Origin of the sequence: Aciduricibacillus chroicocephali (genome assembly GCF_030762805.1) — a bacterium.
Lineage (GTDB): Bacteria > Bacillota > Bacilli > Bacillales > Amphibacillaceae > Aciduricibacillus > Aciduricibacillus chroicocephali.
The window spans coordinates 686,441-712,141 of sequence record NZ_CP129113.1; the positions used below are offsets into that span (position 1 = coordinate 686,441).

Consider the following 25,701-nt stretch of genomic DNA (forward strand, 5'->3'; position numbering starts at 1 on the left):
CACCTCATTAATCTAATTCAGCCCTTTTTCTGAATTATCGGCTTTAAATTCTGTTTCAGTAAGCAGAAACTTGATAAAATTCCTTTCAAATACAGATTACTGAAAAAAATCAATTTTAATGTGAAAAGAAATTGAGGAGCGGAAGAGGAGACTGAGTAAAGAGATCGCCGTCGGCTTGTACTATACAGCTATATATTTGGTGAACGATCAATGAAGCTGACTAGACTTTAATTTGATAATTCTTCTCCAATAACTTAATGACTCCGGCAGTTGCCTATATGCAACCTGTTCTGCTATTATTAGTAGTATTGTTGCACTTTTTTACCTGTGCGAAAAAACAGAACCATGGAGGTGCTCGCTCGTGGCAGATATTACGAAGGATCAGGTGAAGCATGTTGCTCATCTGGCGCGACTAGAAATCACGGAAGAAGAAGCAGAGCAGTTTACTGAACATCTCAGCGCAATCATTACATATGCAGAGAAGCTGAATGAATTGGATACAGAAGGCATCGAGCCAACTACACATGTGCTCGATTTGAAGAATGTTTTCCGCAAAGACGAAGCAAAGCATACGATTACCCAAGAAGATGCAATGAAGAACGCACCGGACTCAGAGGACGGCCAGTTCCGCGTGCCATCAATTTTGGAATAGGGAGGGAATCTGAATGTCACTTTTGGATCATACGATCAAAGAACTTGAAGCCAAGCTTGCAGCGAAGGAAATCACTGTTGAAGACCTCGTGAAAGCTTCATTCGACCGAATTGGCGAAGTGGACGGCGAAGTCCAGGCTTTCATTACATTGAACGAAGAAAAAGCGCTTGAAGCGGCAAAGGAACTTGATGCTTCAGACGATAAGGACGCAAAACTGTTCGGGATTCCATGCGGGATCAAGGACAATATCGTAACTAAGGAATTGCGTACAACTTGTGCAAGCCAATTCCTACGCAACTTCAATGACCCCCTTTACAACGCGACAGTCGTTGAAAAGCTTGGCGCCGAGAAGGCGGTAAACGTTGGTAAATTGAACATGGATGAATTCGCAATGGGTTCTACAAACGAGAACTCCAGCTTTGCTGCGGTTAAAAACCCATGGAACACAGACTATGTACCAGGTGGTTCTTCAGGCGGCTCAGCAGCAGCTGTGGCAGCAGGCGAAGTACTGTTCTCACTCGGTACGGATACAGGTGGTTCAATCCGCCAGCCAGCTTCATTCTGTGGCGTAGTCGGCTTCAAGCCTACATATGGTCTTGTATCACGTTACGGCCTTGTTGCATTCGCTTCTTCTCTTGATCAGATTGGACCGATCACTAGAACAGTTGAAGACAACGCACGCGTGCTTGAAGTTATTGCTGGCAATGACAAGATGGACGCAACAAGCGCGAACCTTGATATTCCTGAATATACGAAGGCACTTACAGGCGATGTAAAGGGCCTGAAAATTGCTGTACCGAAAGAATATATCGGTGAAGGCGTCGATCCAGAAGTAAAAGAAGCAGTCATGAATGCACTCAAAGTGTATGAATCACTTGGCGCTACTTGGGAAGAAGTTTCTCTTCCACATTCAGATTATGCCGTTGCAGCTTACTATCTGATTTCATCTTCAGAAGCATCTGCGAACCTTGCTCGTTTTGATGGTGTACGTTATGGCGTACGTTCTGAAAACGCTGAGAACATGATCGATATGTTTAAGAAGTCACGTTCAGAAGGCTTCGGTGAAGAAGTGAAGCGTCGTATCATGCTCGGTACGTTCGCGCTCAGCTCTGGATACTATGATGCTTATTATAAAAAAGCACAGCAAGTTCGTACATTGATCAAGAACGACTTCGAGAACATTCTTGAGAAGTTTGATGTCATCATGGGACCAACTTCACCAACACCAGCTTATAAAATTGGCGAAGTAATTGATGATCCGATGACAATGTACGCAAACGATATCATGACTGTACCAGTGAACCTTGCAGGCGTACCGGGAATTTCCGTACCATGTGGTTTCTCTTCAGAAGGCATGCCAATCGGATTGCAGATCATCGGTAAGCACTTTGATGAATCAACTGTATACCGTGCTGCACATGCATTTGAACAGGCAACAGATCATCATAAGAAACGCCCTGCTCTTGGAGGTGCGAAATAATGAATTTCGAAACTATCATTGGACTTGAAGTCCACGTTGAACTTAAAACAAACTCTAAAATCTTCAGCTCAAGCCCGAATGAGTTCGGTGCTGAGCCAAATACAAATATCCACCCGATTGATCTTGGTTATCCGGGCACATTGCCAGTGATGAACGAAGAAGCAGTCAACTTTGCGATGAAAGCTGCGATGGCTCTTAACTGTGAAATCGCGACTGACACGAAGTTCGACCGTAAGAACTACTTCTATCCGGACAACCCGAAAGCTTACCAGATTTCCCAGTTTGACAAGCCAATCGGTGAGCATGGCTGGATCGATATCGAAGTCGATGGCAAGACGAAGCGTATCGGCATTACACGTCTTCACCTTGAAGAGGATGCTGGTAAGCTGACACATGGTGACTATGGTCATTCTTATGTCGATTGCAATAGACAGGGTACACCGCTTGTTGAGATCGTTTCTGAGCCAGATATCCGTACACCGGAAGAAGCATATGCTTACCTTGAAAAACTTAAGAACATCATCCAGTACACTGGCGTTTCCGATTGTAAGATGGAGGAAGGTTCACTTCGTTGTGATGCGAACATTTCCCTTCGTCCATACGGTCAGGAGAAGTTCGGTACAAAGGCAGAGCTTAAGAACTTGAACTCATTCGCATACGTGCAAAAGGGTCTTGAATTCGAGGAGAAGCGTCAGGAGAAAGTCTTGCTTTCAGGCGGTATCATCGAACAGGAGACACGCCGCTACGATGAGAAGACGAAAGAAACAATCCTCATGCGTGTCAAAGAAGGTTCAGAGGACTACCGTTACTTCCCAGAACCGGATCTTGTTCCACTTTACATTGATGATGCTTGGAAAGAGCGCATCCGTGCAGAGATTCCTGAACTTCCAGACGCTCGCCGCAAGCGTTACGCTGAGGAATATGATCTTTCAGCTTATGATGCAGGGGTTCTTACGAGCTCTAAAGAGATGGCTGATTTCTTTGAAGCGACAATTAATAATGGCGCTGATGCGAAACTGGCTGCTAACTGGCTTCAAGGTGAGATTTCTGGTTACATGAACAAGAACCAGAAGGAATTGCATGATCTTGCAATTACACCTGAGGGACTTGCGAAAATGATCAAACTGATCGGGGACGGAACAATTTCTTCCAAGATTGCGAAGAAAGTATTCGCTGAACTCGTTGAAAACGGTGGCGATCCTGAACAAATCGTCAAGGATAAAGGGCTTGTCCAGATCTCTGACGAAGGCCAGTTGACTGAGATCATCACAGCGATCCTTGATGCGAACGAACAGTCAATCATTGACTATAAAAATGGTAAAGACCGTGCCCTTGGTTTCCTAGTAGGTCAGGTCATGAAACAGACAAAAGGCCAGGCGAACCCGCCAATGGTTAACAAGATTCTTGTTCAGGAAATGGACAAGCGATAATAGCAACACCCGGTTTGGAAGGCTACCGTCTCTATTGGCGGTAGTCTCCATTTGATTAAACAGCCCGGTAGAGAGTATGATAGAGAACAGTGCTGTAATGATTCGAACGATTAAGTAGCAATCAGATTAAGGGGGATGATGTCCATGCAGAAGGCCCGGATCATTTACAATCCGACTTCCGGACGTGAGGTTTTCAAAAAGGAATTGGCAAATGTGCTGCAAAGTTTCGAGCAGGCTGGTTACGAGACGTCGGCTCATGCCACGACTTGCGAAGGCGACGCGATCGAAGCGGCAAGCAAGGCAGTCGAAAATGGTTTCGATGTTGTCGTAGCGGCTGGCGGCGATGGGACGATTAATGAAGTGATCAATGGAATCGCACCAGCAGAGAATCGTCCACGACTTGGCGTCATTCCGACTGGAACGACGAACGACTTTGCCCGGGCGCTGGGCATCCCCCGCGATATTAAGAAGGCAGTCCAGATTATCGTCGAAGGAGAATCGATGCCGCTTGATATAGGGAAGGTCAACGAACGCTACTTCATGAATATTGCTGGTGGTGGTAAATTGACAGAACTGACATATGAGGTTCCGAGCAAGCTGAAGACAATGCTTGGACAGCTCGCATATTATATGAAAGGTATTGAAATGCTCCCTTCACTGAAGCCGTTATCCGCACGCATTGAACTGGATGATGAAGTCATTGAAGAGGACATCATGCTTTTCCTCGTCGGTAATACGAATTCCATTGGCGGTTTTGAAAAATTGGCTCCAGACGCAGATTTGGAAGATGGCCTTTTTGATGTGCTGATTCTCAAGAAGACGAATCTGGCGGAATTTATCCATATCGCTTCACTTGCCCTGCGTGGCGCCCATTTAGGTGCCAAGCAGATCATCTACCGCAAGTCGAGCCATGTGAAGGTGACAGCTGAAGATAAGATGCAGCTTAACATTGACGGTGAGTATGGTGGATTGCTGCCAGGAGAATTCAACAATCTCAACAAACATATTGAGTTTTTTGTTCCAGCTGAGTTTAAAGGGAACAAAGTCTTGGCTGAAGATTGATAGATACTTAAAACTTAGAGACTGTGCTGAGAGTCCTGATGGGCTGTCGGCACAGTCTATTTGAATTTCCGTATACATGAAGTTTTCAGCACAACGAGCGCGATTGAATTTACGTATTATTTGACTGAAACGGCCATACTCAAAGCATCAAGTGGCACTTTGTTCGTGTTCAAACGATAGATCATATCATTCTCCTGCCAGCGGATGTCAACATCGACGGAGTTTGCCCCTTGTGGATAGTTTATCGCAACAATTCCTTTATCTTTAGGCGCGGGCAGTTTATGTTTCTCAAGATAATTAACGATTTCCTTGGCAATGGCAGGGCTGTTCAATTTATCTTCAGTTATATAGGTAATGTTGAATGTCCAATTGCCTTCTTCCCAGCCGAAGTAACCGTGACCGGCAGCACCTTCACTATAACCTCTGATGCCATAGCCTAAGTCTGTTGCAGTTTCTATATTTTTCGGTACTTCTTTTCCATTCATGAATTCTTTCAAATCTTTTGCAGCGGCATCGGCTGAAGGGAAACGTATTCCAGAGAACGTTGCGACGAGGTCGTCCGCTTTTGTCCTGTAGTCAACAGAGTAGAAGGATGATGTATCTTTGGTGACATTTGTAGTGACATCACCGTTAACTGGGAAAGCAGTCGGACGTTTAACGAGAGAATTGTTCATTTTCAATGTATTAGCTAAAGTTTTTGGCTCAATTTGATTTGATTCCGTATCCTTGCTTTTGTCAGATGCAAGTTGTTGGTTTTTTGTGCCGGGGTTCTTATTAGCTGCTTTCTGTTGATCTTGTTCGTTTTCGTTCTGTTTTTGCTTATCATTTGTTTCTTTTTGTACATTGGTTGCATTATCATCATTGCTGTTCTTCTCTTTGGAAGCAGTCGGATTCTGGCTGGACTCATCCTTCGTTCCCTTTGAAGAGCCGTCATTTGAAGAGCAACCAGCAATAAGTCCGGCACATAGTAAGACAGACAGCAATGTGTATACTTTTCTATTCATTATGTATCTCCTCCTGTTATCTATTACATTGTTCACATTCCCTCCATGAAATGGTAAAAAACGAATTTAACTGTAATTCTTATCCACTTATTTAAGCTCTTCCCCCGTATAATCCACATGTAAAGAGCCATCTTCCTGAACTTCTGCATAAAACACATCATCATATGATTGTACGCCTGCCATTTGGAGCTGCTGATCAAGCCATTTGCAGTCAATATCGAGTTTTTCCAAATTGCCGGTAAGTACTTGACCGTCTGTAATGACACTGGTCGGGATTGGGAAAATCTTTTGCTTTGAAGGCTGCTTATTGAAATCCTTTTGAACGAGAGGCTGTTTCTCCTGCTTTTTCAAGACAGAGAGTTTACCGTCTGTTTCAAAAATGGCATAGTCAACATCTTTAAGAGAAAATACGTTGTTTTCCCGCAAAAGGCTGTTCAGACTTTCCATATCGAGACGCATCGTTTTCAATTGTTCTTCCATGATTTTTCCGTCTTTGATGACGATGACGGGTTGTCCACTGATGATTTTGCGTGCTGCTTCTGATTTGATATTGAGCCAGCCAAGCAACAAGGTGAAAATCGCCCAGCCAAAAAGTGCAAGGAGACCATTGCGCATGCTGATACTACTGTCAATCGCGAGCGATGCACCAATTGTTCCAATAGAGATAGCTGAAACAAAGTTAAAGAATGTCATTTGTGATATTTCTTTGCGTCCCATAATGCGTGTAAGCAGAAAAAGTACGATAAAAGAGAGACCGAGACGAAGCAGTAGGGTAGTTATGGACATAATCAAACTCCTTTTTTTCTTAGCGTCTGCAATTTTCACAAAAATTATTAGACATAAGGATAGAAAAAGCTAAATTCACCCATACTGCAAATAGAGGTGAATCGTATGTTCAAATTGCTTACACATAATGACTTGGATGGAGTGAGCTGTGGCATTTTGGCAAAGCTCGCTTTCGGTAAAAAGGCGCAAGTTCGTTACAATTCCGTCGCCGGCCTGGACCGGGAAGTTGCTTGGTTCCTTGAAAATGGGGATCCAGAGACATTTCTGTTCATAACAGACCTTTCCGTAAATGAAGAAAATGAGCTCGCATTGCAGGCCTTCCATGAGCGTGAGGGACGTGTGAAACTGCTTGATCACCATAAGACATCCATGGATTTCAATAAATACGACTGGGCTAAAGTCGAGGTTGAAGACGAAGCAGGGAAACTGAAATGTGCTGCTTCCATCTTCTATGAATATCTCGTTGAAGAAGGTCTGCTTGAGAAGCGTGCAGCGATTTCCGACTATATCGAGCTTGTCCGTCAATATGACACTTGGGAATGGGAAAAACAGAACAATCAGATGGCACGCCGCCTGAATGCTTTGTTCTACCTTTTGTCGATTGAAGAGTTCGAGGAGAAAATGCTGGAGCGGCTTAATGGGAATGAGCCATTTTATTTCAATGATCTTGAAAAAGAAATTCTCAAGATGGAAGATAAGAAAATGGAGAGCTACATACGCCGTAAACGCCGTGAACTCGTCCAACTGAAGGTTGGTGGGCTTTTCGCTGGTGTCGTGCATGCTGAATCATACCACTCGGAGCTTGGCAATGAACTAGGTAAAGAATATCCGCATCTCGACTATATTGTGATCATCAACATGGGTGGCAGGCGTGCCGGTTTCCGCACAATCCATGACCATGTCGATGTGTCAGATGTGGCCAGCCAGTTTGGAGGTGGTGGTCATGCAAAAGCATCCGGCTGTGCGATGTCGGATGAAGTGTACGAGCATTATGTTTCGCGTGCTTTTGCTGAGGAACCGCTTCGTGAAGATGCACGGCGCAATCGATTCAATTTGAAAAATGCAGAAAATGGTTCACTGTATCGCAATCGCGCTGGTGATCGATTCTTCCTGCATCCTGGTGGAGAAGACAGATGGATTATTGAAATGAATGGCCGGGATTTGGAGCGTGAGTTCACGAGCTTTGAGAATGCTGAGAGATATGTGAAACGAGCTGAAGCTGCATGGCTAGCGTTCGATGAAGATCTAGTTGATTATTTGCATATGGATCGCCGAGGAAGAAAATCTTAAAGGAAGCGCTTACCAAAGTTTCTTGCTTTGAATAGACGGGTATCTCTTTGAACATAAACAATTAAGGGAGGCTCCTCAATTTGAAGAAATCATGGATTGGTGTTATCGGATTTGTTCTAATCGCAGTTGTGGCATTCCTGTCATTCGAGATGGGAACAAATTCAATGAAAAGCGCTGAAAGCAAAAAGACTTCAGAAGAAAAGACAGAACAGCAATCAAAGATGGATAAGAAGAGTGGCTCAGGTCAGATGCAAGGCGGCCTTTCTACACATGTGCTTGATCAGGCACAAGGTAAACCTGCAGAGGGCATACCAGTCACTTTGTATAAGGTTGATCATTCAGGAAAGAAAACCAAAATCAATAAGGCAAAGACAGCAGAAGATGGTCGTGTGAAAGAATTGCTTGCACCTTCTAAAGTAAAGGAAGGCGATTATGAAATCGTCTTCTCTGTGGGCAAATATTTTAAGAAGTCGGGTGCGAAGACAGAATTTCTTAATGAAATCCCAGTCCGTTTTCATGTAGAGGATGCAAGCAAACATTATCATGTGCCGATTGTAGCAGCACCAGGTGGCTATAGCACATATCATGGCAGTTAAGAATTTTGAATAAAGAGCGTGCAGGTACATATCCTGCACGTTCTTTTAATTGACATATTACCCATGGGGTATATTATGAAGTTATAATCCATTAAAACGAGGTGCAGAGAATTTGATTTTCTTGGTACTCATCGGTGTGCTCGTAATTGTTTTTGTTTACCAGACATTCTTTATGAATAAGAACATTCGTAATATACCGGCAGAACAGCTAGACAACTTGATTCGGGATAAGAAGGACAAGCAGCTGATTGACGTTCGGAATCCAGGTGAATTTGCAAGCGGACATGTTAAGGGTTTTCAGAATATCCCTTTGAACGACTTGCCAAAGTATTTGGACACAATGCCCCGTGATAAGGAGATTATCGTCATGTGTGAGAGTGGCTCACGGAGCAATAAGGCATGCAGTCTTCTTAATCGAAGCGGTTTTGAAAAAATTACGAATGTGCAAGGCGGCATGAGCAAGTATCGAAAAAGTAAATAAAAATAGTTGAAGAGCGGACTGGCCTGGGGGGGCTGTCCCGCTTTTTTGTTTGCACCTAAAAAACAGTTCTTAAGAGCTGAGATGGTGTGTACCGTTTAGTACGTAGAGTGTAACTACAGCAGTTAAGCAAACAAAAAAGACGCTCCACTCTCACAAGGAGAATTGAAGCGTCTTGCAAGGAATTATCTCTCTAATTCTCTTTCCGATCCAGCGACAACAACTGCTGCTGATGCGTCACCGATGATGTTGACAAGAGTTCTTAACATATCAAGAATCCGGTCAATTCCAGCGATAAGCGCGATGCCTTCAAGCGGCAGACCGACAGAGGATAGGACCATCGTCAGCATAATCAGCCCAGCACCAGGAACTCCCGCTGTGCCTATGGAAGCTAGCACTGTTGTCAGCACGACAGTCAAAAGTTGCATCATGCTCAGATCCAAATTGAAGAACTGGGCGATGAACACGACAGAAACCCCTTGATAAATGGCAGTTCCGTCCATATTAATTGTCGCGCCAAGTGGCAAGACAAAGCTGCTGATCTTCTTCGGAACGCCAAGGTTCTCTTCGACATTTTGAATCGTTACAGGGAGCGTACCGGCACTGCTTGCTGTACTGAACGCGACCATGCCAGCTGGTGTCATCCCTTTAAAAAATCTGATTGGATTCATCTTTGCGAAAACACGTACTGCAGATGAATAGACAAATATCATATGAAGAATGCATGCAACAAGTACCGCGAGAATGACTTTCAGAAGCGGCAACAGAACACTAAGGCCATATGCGCCGACAACTGGTGCTACGAGACCAAGAATCCCGATCGGAGCGACTTTCATGATCATGCCAGTAACTTTGTACATGATTTCTGAAAACGCGTCAAAAAATGTTAATACTGGCTGAGCCCGTTTTCCAACAATTGTAATGGCAATACCGATAAAGATTGCGAAGAAGATGATTTGCAAAATATTCGCAGTCGCCAACGCCTCGAATGGATTCGTCGGAACAATCTCAAGCAATGTCTGAATTGCTCCCGGCGCTTTCTCTGCGCTAGCAGCTTCTGCCGCTTGTGACGCATCAAGCTTAATATCAAGACCTTTACCTGGTGAGAACATGAGTGCCACAGCCAGCCCAATGATGATAGCAAGTGCAGTGGTAATGAGGTAGTAGACGATTGTCTTCATTCCGATTCGTCCGAGTTGCTTCGGATCTCCCGTACTTGCAATCCCGACAACGAGCGTAGACAGGATGAGCGGAGCGATAATGAACTTGATGAGACGCAGGAACAGATCTCCAAGCGGCTTAATGACTTCAATAGATTTGCCAAAAATCAAACCAAGAATGATGGCAACAACAAAAGCGATGAAAATCTGTGTGACAAGATTGAACTTGAGTTTCATTTCAAAGCGAGCCTCCTTTAATAGTGAACATTCCCCTGACACTATGAATTACTGCTGCTCTGATGTATGAATCCGTGATGTCTTTTAGTGATGAAGCAGTCTGAATGGGACAATCTACATCACTGTTATTCCATGTTTTACCCTATTCACCAAAAGGGAAAAGTATCCTGGACTGAACAGAATTCGGCAAAGGAGAGAACATCATGAAGAAACCACGCAAATGGCTCGCAACTAGCGCAGCCTTGTTTATTATACCAGCACTTGCAGCTTGCTCAAGCAGTAATGGAAGTGATACCGGTAAACAGGAGCAGCCCAAGACAGAAATGAGTTCAAAAGCCAATACATCCTCTGATCGTAAATCTGATCAAGAATCCAAAAAAAGCCAGACTCAAAATAAAGAAATGCCGCAAGCCCAAGTGTTGCAAGCAATAAAAAAAGACTTAAAAACTAAGATTCCAATAAAATTGCCCACACAGCTACCAGTTGATGAAGGAAAGCATCTGACAGCTATCACATCATCAGGGGACACGAGCTATCAGATTCAGTTTTACGAAACGGATACACCTGTAGCGGTGAATGATCCAAGTGTGCCAGGTAAAAGGAAAGATGCTGTGAAAATTGCCGACATGCAAGTGAAAAAGTTTGATTCTGTAAAGAAGGCACAGGAACAAATCGGTTATCAGAATTACAGCAAAATCGGCGGTAAGAAAATGGATCTAGGACATGGGGTCTCCGGGTATCGGGATGCTGGAGCAGGATCTGCGAATATCGGCTGGAATGAAGGCAGATGGGATCTTGTTTCAAGAGCGCGTACTAATAACGCGAAGGCAGGAGAGCAGCTGGCTTTAAAGACAGTCGATTATCTGGAAAAACATACATTACCGGCGCCAAACAAATACGGATCCTTCCATCTCGATGCTGAAGATAAAGGAACGAGCTGGGTTCTATGGCAGGACGGAGATACTGTTTATAACTTCAACAAAGTCGATGATCCAATGAATCTATTGGCAATTGTTGAGGAGATGAAATAGTAGTGCCATTGTTAAGCAAGTGCCTAGGCAGGAAGCCTGGGCACTTTTCGTGCTATCTTAATCTATAGATTGTTACCGAAAGGAAAGATACTAATGGACTTTAATATAGAAGAAGCAGTTCAAATATTGGAGAGGACGCCAAAAACATTAGCGTCATTTTTGGCGGGCTTGTCTGTTAGTTGGCTGCACTGTGATGAAGGAGAAGATACATGGAGTTCTTATGAGGTGATCGGTCATTTAATTGATGGAGAAAGGAACAATTGGATTCCGAGATTGAAGCACATACTGCAAGAAGGGGAGAGAAATCCTTTTCCTCCATTTGATCGATTTGCTCATTTGCAGGATGATATGAAAAAGCCTATCGAAGAGAAGTTAGCCGAATTTGCTGAGTTGAGAAAGCATAATTTGCGAGTGCTGAAAGAATTTAGATTGAACGATGAACAACTCGAGAGAACAGGATTCCATCCGGCATTTGGAATTGTCAAAGTGAGAGAGTTGATTTCGACATGGGCAGTGCATGATATGACGCATATGAGTCAGATCGTCAGGGTCATGTCGAACAGATATGAACAGGAAGTCGGTCCTTGGAAGGCGTACTTGGGGATACTGAAACGATAGGGCGATCAGCTACGGGTATCATTTTCTGTCCATTTAAAAAGTCTTATTGGCATTTGAGTTGGAGATGATGAAGCAGAGGGTCATTATACATGATACAATAGAACTTATCCTATTAATGAAACGAAGGAAGATCAATTTGGCAAAGACAAAACCACCTGTTAATAAAAATGATTCCGTTCATATAACGTTCGAAGACCTGACACATGAAGGAAATGGCGTTGGCAAAATCGACGGTTATCCAATTTTTGTCCCGCATGGCCTACCTGGTGAAAAGGCACTAGTGAAAGTCGTAAAAGTGAATAAAAACTTTGGTTTCGGCAAGCTGCTTGAAGTAGAGAACCGAAGCCCGGAACGAGTCGAACCCCCGTGCAATGTGTATTACAAATGCGGTGGCTGTCAGCTCCAGCATATGAGCTATGATCTTCAGCTGGAAATGAAGCGAAACCAGGTGCTTGGCGTCATGAAAAAAGTTGCCCATCTGGAGCATGTTCCAGTACATCCAACACTCGGTATGCCGGATCCTTGGCGTTACCGTAACAAAGTTTCCATCCCAGTCGGTGAGAAAAACGGCGAGCTGATCACAGGCTTCTACCAGCAGCGCAGCCATCATATTATAGACGATATGGAAACATGTGTGATCCAGGAAGAATTGAATGACCGTATGATTGAAGCTGTTCGCCGTATTGCGACGAAGCTTGGCATCACAGCTTACAATGAGAAAACTGACCGCGGTATGCTGCGCCATATTATGGTGCGGAGCGGGGAGGCGACGAAAGAAACGATGATCGTTCTCGTTACTCGTACAAGCAAGCTGCCGAATAAGGAAAGGCTCATTAAAGAGTTGACAGAGACGTACCCGAATATCAAGTCGATTGTCCAGAATATTAACGATCGCCAGACAAACGTTATCCTCGGACGCAAGACGAAGGTGCTTTGGGGTACGGAATACATCCATGATAAGATTGGCGATATTACATTCGGAATCTCGGCATTGTCATTCTATCAAGTGAACCCGGAACAGACGAAGGTGCTTTATGACAAGGCGCTTGAGTATGCTCAGATCGGAGCGGACGATGTCGTTGTTGACGCGTATTGTGGCATCGGTACGATTTCACTCTTCCTTGCTCAAAAAGCGAAAAAAGTATACGGCATCGAAATTGTCCCGGAAGCGATTGAAGATGCGAAAAAGAATGCAGAGCTGAACGGAATCGAAAACGCTGAATTTGTCGTCGGTCAAGCTGAAAAAGTGCTTCCTCAATGGAAAGCGGAGGGATTCACGCCAGACGTTGTAGTCGTCGATCCGCCACGTAAAGGGTGCGAAGTCGACTTTCTCGATGCAATTATTGAAATGCAGCCGAAACGAGTTGTATACGTGTCTTGCAATCCGTCGACACTTGCGCGCGATTTGCGCGTATTGGAAGACGGAGGATATGAGACAAAAGAAGTTCAGCCAGTCGATATGTTCCCACAGACGAATCACGTTGAGGTAGTATCGCAGTTAGTTTTAAAAGAAAAAGCAGGCTCCAGTTAAGGGGGAAACCTGCTTCTATTCAAATGTTCGGGCGGCAAATCGGTAATGAACTACGGGTGTGCCGTCTTCTTTTACATCAATCCGATTGATCAGGCGATGTAAAATCTCAGGTGTTAATTCATCAAAGTTTAGAAAATGGAGAAGCTCATGTTTCAGCTTGTCGGTATTTTGTATCTTCAATGACCTGCTCAATTGGACGGGGTGGTTCCCTTCTCCAGATCTAGCGATAATTGAATGCCCGCAGTGTGACCCCTAGAGCTGCTTGTAATATCATAGGTTCGCTTGTCAAACGGGATCATTGTCCCAACCAGACCGAAACATGCTTATACAAGTAGGGGGTGAACAGTTTTACGGACGGGATCACATCGTCCACGGGCTTTAGCTGTTGCATTAGGTTGTTTATATCTCTTAGTTATAAATTGGGGAAACAATTGGATTCTTACGGGTATTTGGGATAGGATGTATTCGTTTGTGGAACGGCAGGGTTCCTTAAAATAAGGTGGGCTATTCATAATAAAAAGAAGGATATAAAGCATTAAGTTTTGCTAATGGGGGGGAATACTGGCAAATGGGTATTTTAATTGCAGCTAATTAAAAAATGGTAAGGAGATAAAGGAATGACATACGCATTAGAAATAAAAGACTTAAAAAAGGTCTATACCGGGGGTGTCAAGGCTTTGCGTGGCATCGATTTGAAAGTGGAAGAAGGAGACTTCTACGCTCTCTTAGGTCCTAATGGTGCCGGCAAATCTACGACCATCGGGATTGTGACATCCCTCGTCAATAAGACATCAGGAAAAGTCAGTATCTTTGGTTATGATATGGACACACAGTTAATGCAGGTCAAGCTGCAGATTGGTCTGGTCCCTCAAGAGTTCAACTTTAGCCCTTTTGAAACGGTCCAGCAGATTGTCGTGAACCAGGCGGGTTATTACGGCGTGTCAAGAAAAGAGGCGTTGAAACGCAGTGAAAAGTACTTGAAGCAATCTGATTTATGGGAGAAAAGAAATGTTCGGGCAGGGATGCTTTCTGGAGGGATGAAACGTCGACTGATGATTGCACGCGCCTTGATGCATGAACCGCGTCTACTTATTCTTGATGAACCGACTGCCGGTGTGGACATCGAGTTAAGGCGAGAGATGTGGGCGTTTCTGAAAGAGTTGAATGCAAACGGCACGACGATTATTCTGACAACACACTACTTGGAAGAAGCGGAGATGTTGTGCCGCAACATAGGTATCATTCAAAAAGGGGAACTGATTGAAGATACCAGTATGAAATCATTGCTAGCCAAGCTCCAGTTTGAAACATTTATTTTAGATATCGAATCTTCAGGAAGGATGCCGGTGATCAAAGGCTATAACAGCGAACTCGTGGACGAAACGACCCTTTCAGTGGAGGTAGCGCGTGATCAAGGAATCAACGAAGTATTCAATCAACTGTCAGAACAAGGGGTTAAAGTGTTGTCCATGCGCAACAAGTCCAACCGATTGGAGGAGTTATTCTTAAATCTTACAGAAAAAAACCGCGTAGTGGAGGAAGCCCATGTTTAAACTTTATTTTACAGCATTAAAAGGTCTGGCGGTTAAAGAAACTAACCGCTACCTTAGAATCTGGGTCCAAACACTGGTCCCGCCAGTCATCACAACTTCCTTGTACTTTATTATCTTCGGGAATTTGATTGGGAAACGGATTGGCGAGATGGGAGGATTCTCCTACATGGAGTTTATAGTCCCTGGATTGATTATGATGTCGGTCATCACGAGTTCCTATGCAAATGTCTCGTCATCATTTTTCTCACAAAAGTTCCAAAAGAACATTGAAGAACTGTTGGTTGCTCCCGTACCGACTCATATCATTATTTGGGGCTTTGTGATTGGGGGAATAGGAAGAAGTATTCTGGTGGGGACACTGGTCACAATTATTTCCCTGTTTTTTGTTCCGTTACAAGTCCATTCTTGGAGCATTGTCGTCTTGACACTTTTGATGACATCTATTTTGTTCTCTTTGGGGGGACTGTTGAACGGCATTTTTGCGCAATCATTTGACGATGTGTCTATTGTTCCTACGTTCGTCCTTCAGCCGTTGACTTACTTAGGCGGCGTGTTTTTCGCCATCTCCATGCTGCCTCCGTTTTGGCAGGTCGTATCGAAACTTAACCCGATTGTTTATATGATTTCCGGATTCCGATTCGGGTTCCTCGGTGTGATCGATGTTCCGATTTTATTCTCTATTCTCATTTCGATTATCTTTGTCATTGTACTTTATGGAGTCAATTGGTATCTGATTGAAAAAGGTCGCGGACTGAGGAGTTGATATCTATTGTACTTACTCAATAAGCCCTTAAAAGATGTGACAAATCCAAACCATCTTCCGCATTGAAAGATGGCTTTTTATGGCGAGTACTAATTTGTGGAATAATTGAGGTAGCCATTGGACGCTGACGTTATGGTACACAGTATCTGTATGCGAAGGGAACGGAAATAATCGGGTAAATTCAAATCATTAGTAATTTGTTGATATATTAATTTTTGCATAGACTTTTTCTAATGGAATTTATTATTCGATTACAAATCTTATAAAAGAAAAAATGGAATAGTTGATTCAATGATATGAACAATCGGAAACGAAAAGACTGCATCCGATTGCTCGAGGAGCTATGCTACATGCTATCTTTGTTACAATTCATCCATTTATTGATGGAAACTTTGTTTATCAGCAATACTAACATTTTATTAACGCAATCCCATAAAAAACGGTAAATCCACGTTAAAGATGTTACAGCTAACAATATCCAAAACGTTAATTTACCGCACTTTTTGCACCGCGCATTAACGATATTACACACTCTCATCTCACGGGCGGCATGATGAAGAAGTTTTTAGGTAAACACTACTACATCTATGTTTATCTGCGATCACCATCCAAGTCATGTAGAGTGCTGTTCATTACTCGTTAGGAAAGAGAAATAAAGGTTATATAACATAGAGTAAGAGCCTTTTCTTGAGAGAAAAGGCTCTTTAATCATTCATTAACTAATATTAAACCTCATGCAGTAATTGTTTGTTACTCTAACAATGGTTTTGATATAGCGAGGTTCCATATATAAAAACAGCACTGACCAACTAAACTCTTATACTTTTATCAACTCCGTAGGCCATTACATGGTTCCCCTATGGCACTATCCAAAACTCTTCACCAGCAAGCTCCTAAATGTATAAACATCTAAAATCCCTTCCTATACACACTTAATAAATTCATGAGATACGAAACTAATTTGTTTAACCTCTATGTTTTTAATATGTTTGTCCAAGCGTAATTTTTCAATTCACATAAATTATTGAGAAAGGAGTGAAGTTCTTATGACGAACTATAATGACCGATTTAGTAATGTTGTTAACATCCCGAATCCTTTGTATCAATCTTTAAAAGGAAGATATTTTGTTGGACAAACTGATCACATACGTTTCGGTAAAGGGACAAATGCGTGGGGAGGATTAATTAATCCGGTTAAATCTGATGTTGATTTATTTGTAAATGCATTTACGATCACCAACCATTCCAACCAACCGATCGAAGCCGAGATTTGGTTTAATCCCATTCCTCCTGGAGAATTTACAATTTCGGATAATGTGACACCTGCAAACACAGCCCTCTGTCCTCCGCCAATTCCCGAAGTGAAAATTGCGTATGCAGAGTTTGTTGAAGGATCTCCAAGAAAAGGAGTAATGGCATTTAGACGGATTGTACCTCCGCAAAGTACTTTAGTCAGTGAGGAAGATGGGAAATTTATTTTTCCACCTGGCGGGTCATTTATTATTTTCTTAAGATCAAAAACTAATGAAATCATTAAATCTGAAGTCGCGTTTGGCTGGTTTGAAAAAGATACGAAGGATTAATTAATAAACCGGATCTAAACTATATAATCAAGATAATACTCTGTTAATCTAATAGCTCTAAAGCAAATAGAAAATTCTAGTTGATTGCCTATCATCTGTTGTATTTAAACAGTTGATAGGCCTTTTGATATTGTATGAACGGAAATATCATAGTTGATTTATTGGTTAACTCTGCAGAATCTTCTTTGCTGTCATGTTCACTTCTACTTAATAAGGTAACTATATCTTTTGTTATATGGAAATTTTAATTAGTAAAAATGAAGAAAGCCTGCTATAATTGCAACGAGAGTGACCACTCGATGATTATTAACTCAAGTTTCGCTAAAGAAATTGGACAGGAAGCCTTGATCTAAGAGGCTGCGAGTTAACAAAAACATCGCTTGCTTAAAAACGAAGTCTTTGTCTATTAAGAATTGTTTTTTCAACTGCATGCAGAACGCAAATCGGTTGAGTCATAGCAGTCTTCATATACATATTAATGATTTCATCGCCAAGCTGATACAATAAATCTCGTAAAGTCTAATCATCTTGTTTCTGCCGTTGTACTTACTTCATTTACGCGGCAAATTCAGTTCTCGTCTTAAAATTACGGGGCGAAATATGAGTTAATACATAGATTTATCAAATTATATTGTTAAAGGGGATTTATTAAATGAGCGGATATAACGCAGTAGCACCAGCAAATACTGAAAATGCTCCAAAGAATGGTCTTTCTTCACATTCTGCAGCATTCTCACATTACAGCAACATTTCGGCACAATTGCCAATCGATCCAAAGACTGGTGAACTTGTAGCTGGCGGCATCAAAGCACAGGCAGAACAGTGCTTTAACAACCTTAAAGCAGTAGTTGAGAGTGTTGATCATGTCTTGAGCGATGTAGTTAGAGTTAGTGTATTCGTTAAGGACATTGCAGATGTTGATGCTGTAGATGAAGTTTACAAAACTTTCTTCCCTACATACGTTCCTGCACGAACAACAGTTGCAGTTGCAGATCTTCCAAAGGGAGCTTCTGTTCAAATCGACGCACTTATTACACACGGCCTAGGTACAATTCCAAATGCACCACAGGCAGGCGACTTGATCAAGCTTACAAACAACACACACAATGCGCCAACAAGCACGCTTTCTACACAGACTGTAGCGTTCTCACACTACAACAACCTTACAACACAGCTTCCGATCGACCCGAAAACTGGCCGTTTGGTTGTAGGCGGTGTTAAAGAGCAGACTGCACAGGCTTTGAAAAACATTAAAGCTATTCTTGAAAGCATTGACGTACCATTTGATGATATCGTGAAAGCTACTGTATTTGTTACAGACTTGGCTGACGTTGAAGCTGTTAACGAAGTATACTCACGCTTCTTCCCGGATTCAGCAATTGCAAGAGCTGTAGCATACGTGCCTGCTCGCACAGTAGCTCCGGTTGCTGCATTGCCGCTTGGCGCTTCAGTTGCGATTGAAGCAGTCGTTTCTCACGGTGACGGTACGCCTCCACAGGAGATCGAAGACAGACATGGTATCGTAATCTGGGCAAACAACACTGAAAATGCTCCTATCGATGAGCTTTCTACACAGACTGTAGCATTCTCTCACTACAACCACCTTTCAGCTCAATTGCCAATTGACGCTAAAACTGGTGAAGTTGTATCAGGCGGCATTAAAGAACAAACTGAACAGACTTTGAACAACCTTAAAGCAATCGCAGAAAGCATCGAACACTCTTTGGAAGATGCAGTTAAAGTTAACATCTACGTTAAGAACATTGCTGATCTTGATGCTGTAGACGAAACTTACAAAGCATTCTTCCCAGAAGGCAAGCCTGCAAGAAGAGTTGTTGGTGTATCAGAATTGCCAAAAGGCGCTCTAGTTCAAATCGATGCAATTCTTGGAAATGCTGAAGGAACTCCTCGCAAAGCATAATTGGCTTTTGCTTTTATGCTGAACGCATGTCCTTTCATAAAAGAGCAGCCTCAAATGAATATTTGAGGTTGCTTCTTTTTTTAGAGGCTTAGTGCGATTGTCCGAATTGAAGAAAGACGGTTAACCGATGTGGTTAACCGTCTTTTTCATATAGTTTTTATTATGATTTTATTGCGCTTTATCCAAAATTAATTTCTATATGGTTCAGCAATGTTATTTCCATTTCTTTCGGATACAGATTTTTACAATATCCTTTTCTTTTAGCCTCCAAAATACATCTTTGTTATGGCGTACTCCTTTATTCATTAATATTGGCTTTCCTTCACATAGAACGGAGTAGCCAACCACTTCAAATTCATCTCCTTCATTTGCATCTTCACGATCAATGACGCATTGGAATGAACGTTCATCAGTTATCGTCTTCGTTTCTTTGGTACCGTCTGATTTGACTGCTGTATACGTTATGGTTTTAATGAGCTTCCCGCATACGATGACTTTTTCTGGACATACATCTTCAATAACGGGTTTTGGAAATGTTAATTTTGTTACAACACTCCCGGGAAGAGCAGGTGGAACGAGCTGAGTCTTGAACTCTATGACCTTTTGGCAACAGGACTGCGGATTGGGTGTTGGACAATTATACAATGCTCATATCTCCTTTCGTTTATTTCTTTCGAATACAAACTTTTATAATGTCCTTCTCAACTAGTCTCCAGAACACATCAACTGTACCGGATCCACCAGGTGCTGGGCGTTTTCCTCTATTGATTAGTTTTGGTTTACCTTCACAGAGAACATCGTAACCGACTACTTCAAATTCGTCTCCCTCATTCGCATCCTCACGGTCGATGACACACTGGAATGCTTGTTCATCGATTAGTGTATTTTGCTTCAATGTCCCATCTTCCAGAACAGCTGTATAAACGATTTCCTTCGTCAGCTTTCCACATACAATGACTTTTTCAGGGCAAACATCTTCAATAACTGGAGCTTGTGCAAAATACACTTTTGTTTCTACGATTTTAGTAGATGATGCTGGTGGGACAATCTGTGTTTTGAACTCGACTACATGTTGGCAGCAAGATTGCGGGTTTGGATTCGGGCATAGCGTAGTAGTTGATGATGTTGAAGTACTTGACGATGTTGAAGTACTGGTTGAAGTCGAAGTACTGGTTGAAGTCGAAGTACTTGTAGATGTTGAAGTACTTGTAGATGTTGAAGTACTTGTAGATGTTGAAGTACTTGTAGATGTTGAAGTACTGGTCGAAGTCGAAGTACTTGTAGATGTTGAAGTACTGGTAGAAGTCGAAGTACTTGTAGATGTTGAAGTACTGGTAGAAGTCGAAGTGCTGGTAGAAGTCGAAGTACTAGTCGAAGTCGAAGTACTTGTAGATGTTGAAGTACTGGTCGAAGTCGAAGTACTTGTAGAAGTTGAAGTACTTGTAGAAGTTGAAGTACTTGTAGAAGTCGAAGTGCTTGTAGAAGTTGAAGTACTTGTAGAAGTTGAAGTACTTGTAGAAGTCGAAGTGCTGGTAGAAGTCGAAGTACTAGTCGAAGTCGAGGTGCTTGTAGAAGTTGAAGTACTGGTAGAAGTCGAAGTGCTTGTAGAAGTTGAAGTACTAGTCGAAGTCGAAGTACTAGTCGAAGTTGAAGTACTAGTCGAAGTTGAAGTACTAGTTGAAGTCGAAGTGCTGGTTGAAGTCGAAGTACTAGTCGAAGTTGAAGTACTAGTCGAAGTCGAAGTACTGGTCGAAGTCGAAGTGCTTGTAGAAGTTGAAGTACTGGTCGAAGTCGAAGTGCTTGTAGAAGTCGAAGTACTGGTCGAAGTCGAAGTGCTGGTTGAAGTTGAAGTACTGGTCGAAGTCGAAGTACTAGTCGAAGTACTTGTTGTTATGGGTGGAGTACAGGATGGTCCAGGAATCATTGAGTTCCCTATAATTGTTGGATTACCTGCCTTTGCGCTAACCAGTACACAATCTAGGAAAAGTGGACGGGTAACATTGAATGTAATACAGACAGTTGCTGAAGTAGTATTTGGATTAGTCAAGCTTTCAATTTTAATACCTCTAATCTCATTAGTACCTGGACTTCGAATAATTGTACACTTTGGATTCCCACCTTGGCCTATACGTGTACAGGTTATATTTTGGTCTGTTAGTGAGTTAAGAAAATCAGGGCAGCCTATTTCATTAATTCCGATAATAAAGTGGCTTAATCCTTGAGGATTTCCGACTCGCCGAACATCATAACAGAAGCGATTAATACTTGGGTCAGATGAAGTCGTATTGTATGAGAACTCCCAGCCGTCAGTTGGCTGACTGTTTGGAAAAGAAATGAATACCGAATTATCACATGCCATTTATTGCTCTCTCCTTTTTAATGCGCTTTAACATATTATTACCGTTGCCAATTTTTGAATTGGACGAAAAACCTATTCTTGTGATCCTCCTTTTTTCATTTCTTAACATGCTATTATCGAAATTCATTTTTGGACTGGACAATAAAAATGTTGGGCCTTCAATTTTGATTGTTGGTGGTTAAGGCATAAAGCGATAGATGGCCAACTATACACTTCAATGCTCCCTTACATAAAAATAATATTGACTCGTATAAATCTAAAGTTGAGGTTTGTGCAGAAATTATAATAAAGGATGTGTAGCATGTTGCGGAGAGCTGTTGTTGTATTTGTTGAAGACAACAAGCATTTACTTCTTCAACTCGGTTGTTTATATGCTTCTTTTAAACATATTGGGTCTTCTGATACGGACTTAATTGTTTTTGGTACAGAAGAGGCACTTCGAAAAGTTCCTGAAGACTGTATCAAGGTTCAGTATGACATTGCTGCGGATCCTCCTGAATTTTTGGATTACCGTTTTATTAATTCCATTAGTTGCCTAGTAGGTGAGCAAGCCGATTTTTTAAATGACTATGATTTGATTTTAAGAACGGATGCGGATGTTTTTCTGACACCTTCATGGAATTCATATTATCCGGAACTGTATACAGTAGGAAGAGGCGGTTACGTAAATGATGAAATAACAAGGGAAAATATTAAACTTATCTCCTCTAAATTTAATTTAACTCACAAGGGACTGCATAATTTGGGGTCAACGCATTATGGCGATGCAAGATTAGTTAGAGAGGTGTGTAAACTTGCAACTGAACTGACTGCGTATATCCTGACAGAAGAATTTAAGGAAGGTGAGGGACAGTGGCCGAGTTGGTACCGAGGTGTTGCGACAATGTACGCTTGTGAAATCGCAGCCAACCATCTTGTAGGACAAATTAAGGTGGATCCAACGAAACTCGATGTCGGAAGCGCTTCAGATGATTCTATAGAAGGGCACCCCCATATTCACTGCTGGCATACAGATAACATGTTTTCAAAGTTCCAATTCACTGCTGGGAATTATGACCATCTAAGTATGGATAATTTGGATGTGAACAAAATTAACGAATATTGTCTTTATAATGCTTTAAATTCTAAAGGGATGATTTTGGTTGATTAAGGTTTCAAAGTTAACGATTTGTTGGCTAAAGAGCGGATAAAGGGTGATGCAAATGTTGGATAAAACATCTATCATCATTCCAATCAGTTTGAATGATGAGATTAGAGCTAAGCTTTTTCGATGGGTGAAAAGTTTTTATGAAAATGTTATGCCTGAAGTGGAATTGTGCATCGGAGTTGCAAATGAGAAGCCATTTTCTAAAGCCAAGGCAATAAATGAAGCGGTGAGATCTTCAAAGGGTCAATATTTAGTACTTGCAGATGCAGATATATTTTACAATCCTAAATTAATTGAAAAATCAATTGAAGCATTGGCAGAACATCCTTGGGTAATCCCATACAATGAGGTATTAAATGTTCATAGAGGTAGTACAGATGAGCTGATTCAAACGGAACCCCAATGGCCGGTTTCTATTGAACTTGATACGCGCCCCCGAACACATGGACCGCGTCTAAGGGGAGGAATCAATATTGTAACACGTGAAAATTTTGACCTTGTTGGTGGGTTTGATGAAAGATTTACCGGATGGGGAGGAGAGGATGATGCGTTCGCGTCGTCACTGAACCATCTTTGTGGCCATTATAAGAGACTTGAAGGAACGATTTATCATCTTTGGCATCCTGCGAATAACAGCTCTGATGAGAATTATAAAGCAAACATTGAATTATTGAAGAGATATTCAAATAAAGAAGCAGTTCTGGAGGAAATCAGGAAAAGGGAGAAGTGATAGAGAAATATTGGGGAGGGACTAACTTGGAACAGCAAATTAAATATTATGCTTTGCAGCCTAAACCAATCGGAATTGGACACTACGGAACCGTTTATGAAGCATTTGATTCATTAAAAGAGCAAACTGTAGCAATCAAAAAAATACGGGCTTATGATGGGGAAAAGGAAGCTTTCATTTTAAAAGAGGCGGGGAAGGGCAATGGATTCCTGCCAATATTTCATGATTTCTTTGTGATAGATGAGTATGGGTATGTCGTTATGGAACTCCTGGATGGAAAAAAGCTGGGAGCAGGATTTCATGACAAAATTAAACAGTGGGATGAAAAAAAGGCTGTTCAGACCGCAATCAATATTTTGACAGGAATTTCTTCTATACATGAGCTTGGTTACATTCATAATGACATCATGCCCAAGAATATTATGGTGAAAGAGTATCGTCCTGAATTGACGAAAGTTTATGATTTTAATCGTGCCAAGGAAATTCGGAATGAGGGAATGGTTTTAAAAGATTTGCGCAATACAGCAGAAGTATGTTTCGTCATGTTAAATGGCATGTTGCCCAAAGTCTTAACAGGGGCAGATTTGGAGAATAAGGAGCTTGAGTCTGTACTGCTAAAGGCAATTAAGCCGACTGATGAAAATAAATATCATTCTACAAAGGAATTTATTGATGCATTAAGACCTTTTAGTTAAAAACAGCGAGGGGGCGGGTTGATTACCCGTCTCCTTTTTTATGAAAGTCATTTCTACAAAACAAAACATATATTAAAAAGATTGGATTCAAAAGTTTAATGGAGGTTGCTAAATGAAAGTTGCGTTGCTGACTATGTTTAATGGCCTGGATAGCACATATTCAATAGTGAATGTTGTAGCTGAACAACTGAAAATGATGCTAGATGACGAGGATGTAACACCGATTATGCTTGTAACTGAAAATTGTTCGCTGAATGAGAGATATGGAGTTTTCCTTGATGAACGGATTGAATGGCGAAAAGTTGCAAACTCAGTAAACGATAAACAAATTCATTGGCATGATTATACCGAAGCGAAGGGGGAAGTTCACGATACTTTCTTTAATGAAGCCGAAACGGTAGCTGCAGATCTTACTGAGAAACTAAAAGATGTGGACGTTTGTGTGATGCATGATATTCATTACCAAGGATGGCATTTGCTTCATAATATTGCAGTCAGAATGGCTCAAAAGAAATTGCCGCAACTCCCTTTTATTGCTTTTACTCACTCAGCGCCTGTCAGCCGACCAAAAGAAACAGCTTGGCCATTTTCTGCTCGTTTCTCACCAATGCCGAATACGACATATGTATATCCGACTCAATCAGGCATCTCAGCGCTTGCTGAGCAATACGACACACCTGAAGGGACTTGCAGAGCTGTTAATAATAGTCTCGATCTGTTAAGTAATGCTTCAGAAGCCGTACTCGCATTAGCTGAGAAAGTTAATTTATTTACTCCAGATATATTAGTCATATATCCTGGAAGGTTAACTACGGGTAAGCGATTTGAGAAAGTGGCATCACTTTGCGGTGCGATTAAGAAGCATTATGAAAAGACAGTTCAAATTATTTACTGCGATTTCCCAAGCGCAGATATTGAGTCAGACCGATATAAGACATTTATAAGACATACGGGTAAAGAGCATGGATTAGAGAATGAAGATATATTTTTCACTTCAGACCTCGATTCATATAAATACGGTTTTCCAAGAGAAAGTGTCCTTGAGCTGTTTCAGCTTTCCAATCTATTCATATGTCCATCCTTCTCAGAGTCATTCGGATTAACCGTATTGGAAGCGGCTGGCAGAGGAAATATAATTGTATTGAACGAACGGGTTCCTGCACTTGAAGAATTAGGAAAGAAGTTACATGCCCATTTCATGTGCTGGGATGCAAGGAACTTCGGTTTTGATACGTTTGAAGACTACCATCCATCAGAGGAAGCGTATTTAAAAGATCATGCGGGAATCATTGTGAATTTAATGAAGGAAAACCCGGTGATTCATGCCAAGACAATTGCAAGACAGCGCTATACACCACAGTGGATTTGGCACCATCAGCTAAAACCATTACTGAAAAAAGAATAAAAAAATAGAATAACACCTGTGAGCGGGTGTTATTCTATTTTTTCTTTTTTATGCAAACTTTTATGATCCCCTTTGAAAAATGTCGAAAAGCGACTTTATTCTCGGTATGTTCATTTTGGGCAAAGTTCGCCTCTTCACTTATAACATCGCAAACTATTTTTAACTGTTCAATCTTATACAAATCCGTTTC

26 protein-coding genes are annotated in these 25,701 nt (G+C 41.8%); 20 read left to right on the forward strand and 6 right to left on the reverse strand.

The window, feature by feature from the left end:
* Positions 1 to 361 precede the first annotated feature (361 nt).
* The 4 genes from gatC (at position 362) to QR721_RS03555 (ending at position 4,624) form a co-directional block, all read left to right on the forward strand.
* Positions 362 to 652, forward strand: coding sequence for an Asp-tRNA(Asn)/Glu-tRNA(Gln) amidotransferase subunit GatC (gene gatC, locus QR721_RS03540; RefSeq protein WP_348029100.1), 291 nt, complete (start codon positions 362 to 364; stop codon positions 650 to 652).
* 13 nt (positions 653 to 665) lie between these two features.
* Positions 666 to 2,132: an Asp-tRNA(Asn)/Glu-tRNA(Gln) amidotransferase subunit GatA gene (gene gatA / locus QR721_RS03545; protein ID WP_348029101.1), complete on the forward strand. Its 1,467-nt coding sequence runs from the start codon at positions 666 to 668 to the stop codon at positions 2,130 to 2,132.
* Positions 2,132 to 3,562, forward strand: a complete 1,431-nt coding sequence (gatB, locus tag QR721_RS03550) for an Asp-tRNA(Asn)/Glu-tRNA(Gln) amidotransferase subunit GatB (RefSeq protein ID WP_348029102.1) — start codon at positions 2,132 to 2,134, stop codon at positions 3,560 to 3,562. Before gatA ends, gatB begins: the two co-directional genes overlap by 1 nt.
* A 144-nt stretch (positions 3,563 to 3,706) precedes the next feature.
* On the forward strand, positions 3,707 to 4,624 hold the full coding sequence (locus tag QR721_RS03555; protein ID WP_348029103.1) for a diacylglycerol kinase: 918 nt from the start codon (positions 3,707 to 3,709) through the stop codon (positions 4,622 to 4,624).
* Positions 4,625 to 4,740: 116 nt separating this feature from the next.
* On the opposite strand, the gene QR721_RS03560 is transcribed toward QR721_RS03555, so the two are convergent.
* Together QR721_RS03560 and QR721_RS03565 are read right to left on the reverse strand one after the other, a co-directional pair.
* Complete coding sequence (locus tag QR721_RS03560; protein ID WP_348029104.1) at positions 4,741 to 5,628, reverse strand: hypothetical protein; 888 nt, start codon at positions 5,626 to 5,628, stop codon at positions 4,741 to 4,743.
* An 87-nt stretch (positions 5,629 to 5,715) separates the two neighbouring features.
* Complete coding sequence (locus QR721_RS03565; RefSeq protein WP_348029105.1) at positions 5,716 to 6,414, reverse strand: DUF421 domain-containing protein; 699 nt, start codon at positions 6,412 to 6,414, stop codon at positions 5,716 to 5,718.
* Positions 6,415 to 6,519: 105 nt separating this feature from the next.
* Between QR721_RS03565 and QR721_RS03570 the strand changes: the two genes are divergently transcribed.
* The 3 genes from QR721_RS03570 (at position 6,520) to QR721_RS03580 (ending at position 8,781) form a co-directional block, all read left to right on the forward strand.
* A complete protein-coding gene (locus QR721_RS03570; RefSeq protein WP_348029106.1) occupies positions 6,520 to 7,704 on the forward strand; it encodes a DHH family phosphoesterase in 1,185 nt (394 codons plus the stop codon).
* An 80-nt stretch (positions 7,705 to 7,784) separates the two neighbouring features.
* The gene (uraH, locus tag QR721_RS03575) at positions 7,785 to 8,300 is read left to right on the forward strand and encodes a hydroxyisourate hydrolase (RefSeq protein ID WP_348029107.1); all 516 of its coding nucleotides are present in this window, start codon (positions 7,785 to 7,787) and stop codon (positions 8,298 to 8,300) included.
* 112 nt (positions 8,301 to 8,412) lie between these two features.
* Positions 8,413 to 8,781: a rhodanese-like domain-containing protein gene (locus QR721_RS03580; RefSeq protein ID WP_348029108.1), complete on the forward strand. Its 369-nt coding sequence runs from the start codon at positions 8,413 to 8,415 to the stop codon at positions 8,779 to 8,781.
* A 182-nt stretch (positions 8,782 to 8,963) separates the two neighbouring features.
* Here the strand turns inward: QR721_RS03580 and QR721_RS03585 are convergent, their stop codons facing one another.
* Positions 8,964 to 10,175: a dicarboxylate/amino acid:cation symporter gene (locus tag QR721_RS03585; protein ID WP_348029109.1), complete on the reverse strand. Its 1,212-nt coding sequence runs from the start codon at positions 10,173 to 10,175 to the stop codon at positions 8,964 to 8,966.
* Positions 10,176 to 10,378: 203 nt separating this feature from the next.
* On the opposite strand from QR721_RS03585, the gene QR721_RS03590 reads away from it, so the two are divergent.
* From QR721_RS03590 to rlmD, 3 genes are all read left to right on the forward strand, one after another.
* Positions 10,379 to 11,206, forward strand: coding sequence for a hypothetical protein (locus QR721_RS03590; RefSeq protein ID WP_348029110.1), 828 nt, complete (start codon positions 10,379 to 10,381; stop codon positions 11,204 to 11,206).
* A gap of 93 nt (positions 11,207 to 11,299) precedes the next feature.
* Complete coding sequence (locus QR721_RS03595) at positions 11,300 to 11,824, forward strand: DinB family protein (protein WP_348029111.1); 525 nt, start codon at positions 11,300 to 11,302, stop codon at positions 11,822 to 11,824.
* A 136-nt stretch (positions 11,825 to 11,960) separates the two neighbouring features.
* Entirely contained in the window at positions 11,961 to 13,355 is a 1,395-nt protein-coding gene (rlmD, locus tag QR721_RS03600; protein ID WP_348029112.1) for a 23S rRNA (uracil(1939)-C(5))-methyltransferase RlmD, read from the forward strand.
* Between the two features lie 15 nt (positions 13,356 to 13,370).
* Here rlmD and QR721_RS03605 read toward each other — a convergent pair whose 3' ends face one another.
* The gene (locus QR721_RS03605; RefSeq protein WP_348029113.1) at positions 13,371 to 13,535 is read right to left on the reverse strand and encodes a DUF4368 domain-containing protein; all 165 of its coding nucleotides are present in this window, start codon (positions 13,533 to 13,535) and stop codon (positions 13,371 to 13,373) included.
* Positions 13,536 to 13,972: 437 nt separating this feature from the next.
* Between QR721_RS03605 and QR721_RS03610 the strand changes: the two genes are divergently transcribed.
* From QR721_RS03610 to QR721_RS03630, 5 genes are all read left to right on the forward strand, one after another.
* Complete coding sequence (locus QR721_RS03610; protein ID WP_348029114.1) at positions 13,973 to 14,908, forward strand: ABC transporter ATP-binding protein; 936 nt, start codon at positions 13,973 to 13,975, stop codon at positions 14,906 to 14,908.
* Entirely contained in the window at positions 14,901 to 15,671 is a 771-nt protein-coding gene (locus QR721_RS03615; RefSeq protein WP_348029115.1) for an ABC transporter permease, read from the forward strand. Before QR721_RS03610 ends, QR721_RS03615 begins: the two co-directional genes overlap by 8 nt.
* Before the next feature lie 343 nt (positions 15,672 to 16,014).
* Positions 16,015 to 16,083: a hypothetical protein gene (locus QR721_RS03620; protein WP_348029774.1), complete on the forward strand. Its 69-nt coding sequence runs from the start codon at positions 16,015 to 16,017 to the stop codon at positions 16,081 to 16,083.
* Positions 16,084 to 16,717: 634 nt separating this feature from the next.
* Positions 16,718 to 17,254, forward strand: a complete 537-nt coding sequence (locus QR721_RS03625) for a DUF6143 family protein (RefSeq protein WP_348029116.1) — start codon at positions 16,718 to 16,720, stop codon at positions 17,252 to 17,254.
* Positions 17,255 to 17,906: 652 nt separating this feature from the next.
* Positions 17,907 to 19,175, forward strand: a complete 1,269-nt coding sequence (locus QR721_RS03630) for a RidA family protein (RefSeq protein ID WP_348029117.1) — start codon at positions 17,907 to 17,909, stop codon at positions 19,173 to 19,175.
* A 213-nt stretch (positions 19,176 to 19,388) separates the two neighbouring features.
* Here QR721_RS03630 and QR721_RS03635 read toward each other — a convergent pair whose 3' ends face one another.
* Both QR721_RS03635 and QR721_RS03640 read right to left on the reverse strand, forming a co-directional pair.
* Positions 19,389 to 19,820, reverse strand: coding sequence for a hypothetical protein (locus QR721_RS03635; protein ID WP_348029118.1), 432 nt, complete (start codon positions 19,818 to 19,820; stop codon positions 19,389 to 19,391).
* A gap of 19 nt (positions 19,821 to 19,839) precedes the next feature.
* Positions 19,840 to 20,181: a hypothetical protein gene (locus QR721_RS03640; protein ID WP_348029119.1), complete on the reverse strand. Its 342-nt coding sequence runs from the start codon at positions 20,179 to 20,181 to the stop codon at positions 19,840 to 19,842.
* Between the two features lie 49 nt (positions 20,182 to 20,230).
* Here QR721_RS03640 and QR721_RS03645 point away from each other — a divergent pair, with 49 nt between their 5' ends.
* The 5 genes from QR721_RS03645 to QR721_RS03665 all read left to right on the forward strand — a co-directional run bounded on the left by QR721_RS03645 (position 20,231) and on the right by QR721_RS03665 (position 25,511).
* On the forward strand, positions 20,231 to 21,397 hold the full coding sequence (locus tag QR721_RS03645; protein ID WP_348029120.1) for a hypothetical protein: 1,167 nt from the start codon (positions 20,231 to 20,233) through the stop codon (positions 21,395 to 21,397).
* Positions 21,398 to 21,835: 438 nt separating this feature from the next.
* Positions 21,836 to 22,684: a DUF7164 domain-containing protein gene (locus tag QR721_RS03650; protein ID WP_348029121.1), complete on the forward strand. Its 849-nt coding sequence runs from the start codon at positions 21,836 to 21,838 to the stop codon at positions 22,682 to 22,684.
* A 52-nt stretch (positions 22,685 to 22,736) separates the two neighbouring features.
* A complete protein-coding gene (locus QR721_RS03655) occupies positions 22,737 to 23,411 on the forward strand; it encodes a galactosyltransferase-related protein (RefSeq protein WP_348029122.1) in 675 nt (224 codons plus the stop codon).
* 26 nt (positions 23,412 to 23,437) lie between these two features.
* Entirely contained in the window at positions 23,438 to 24,106 is a 669-nt protein-coding gene (locus QR721_RS03660; protein ID WP_348029123.1) for a protein kinase domain-containing protein, read from the forward strand.
* Between the two features lie 112 nt (positions 24,107 to 24,218).
* Positions 24,219 to 25,511: a glycosyltransferase gene (locus QR721_RS03665; protein WP_348029124.1), complete on the forward strand. Its 1,293-nt coding sequence runs from the start codon at positions 24,219 to 24,221 to the stop codon at positions 25,509 to 25,511.
* Positions 25,512 to 25,701: the final 190 nt, after the last annotated feature.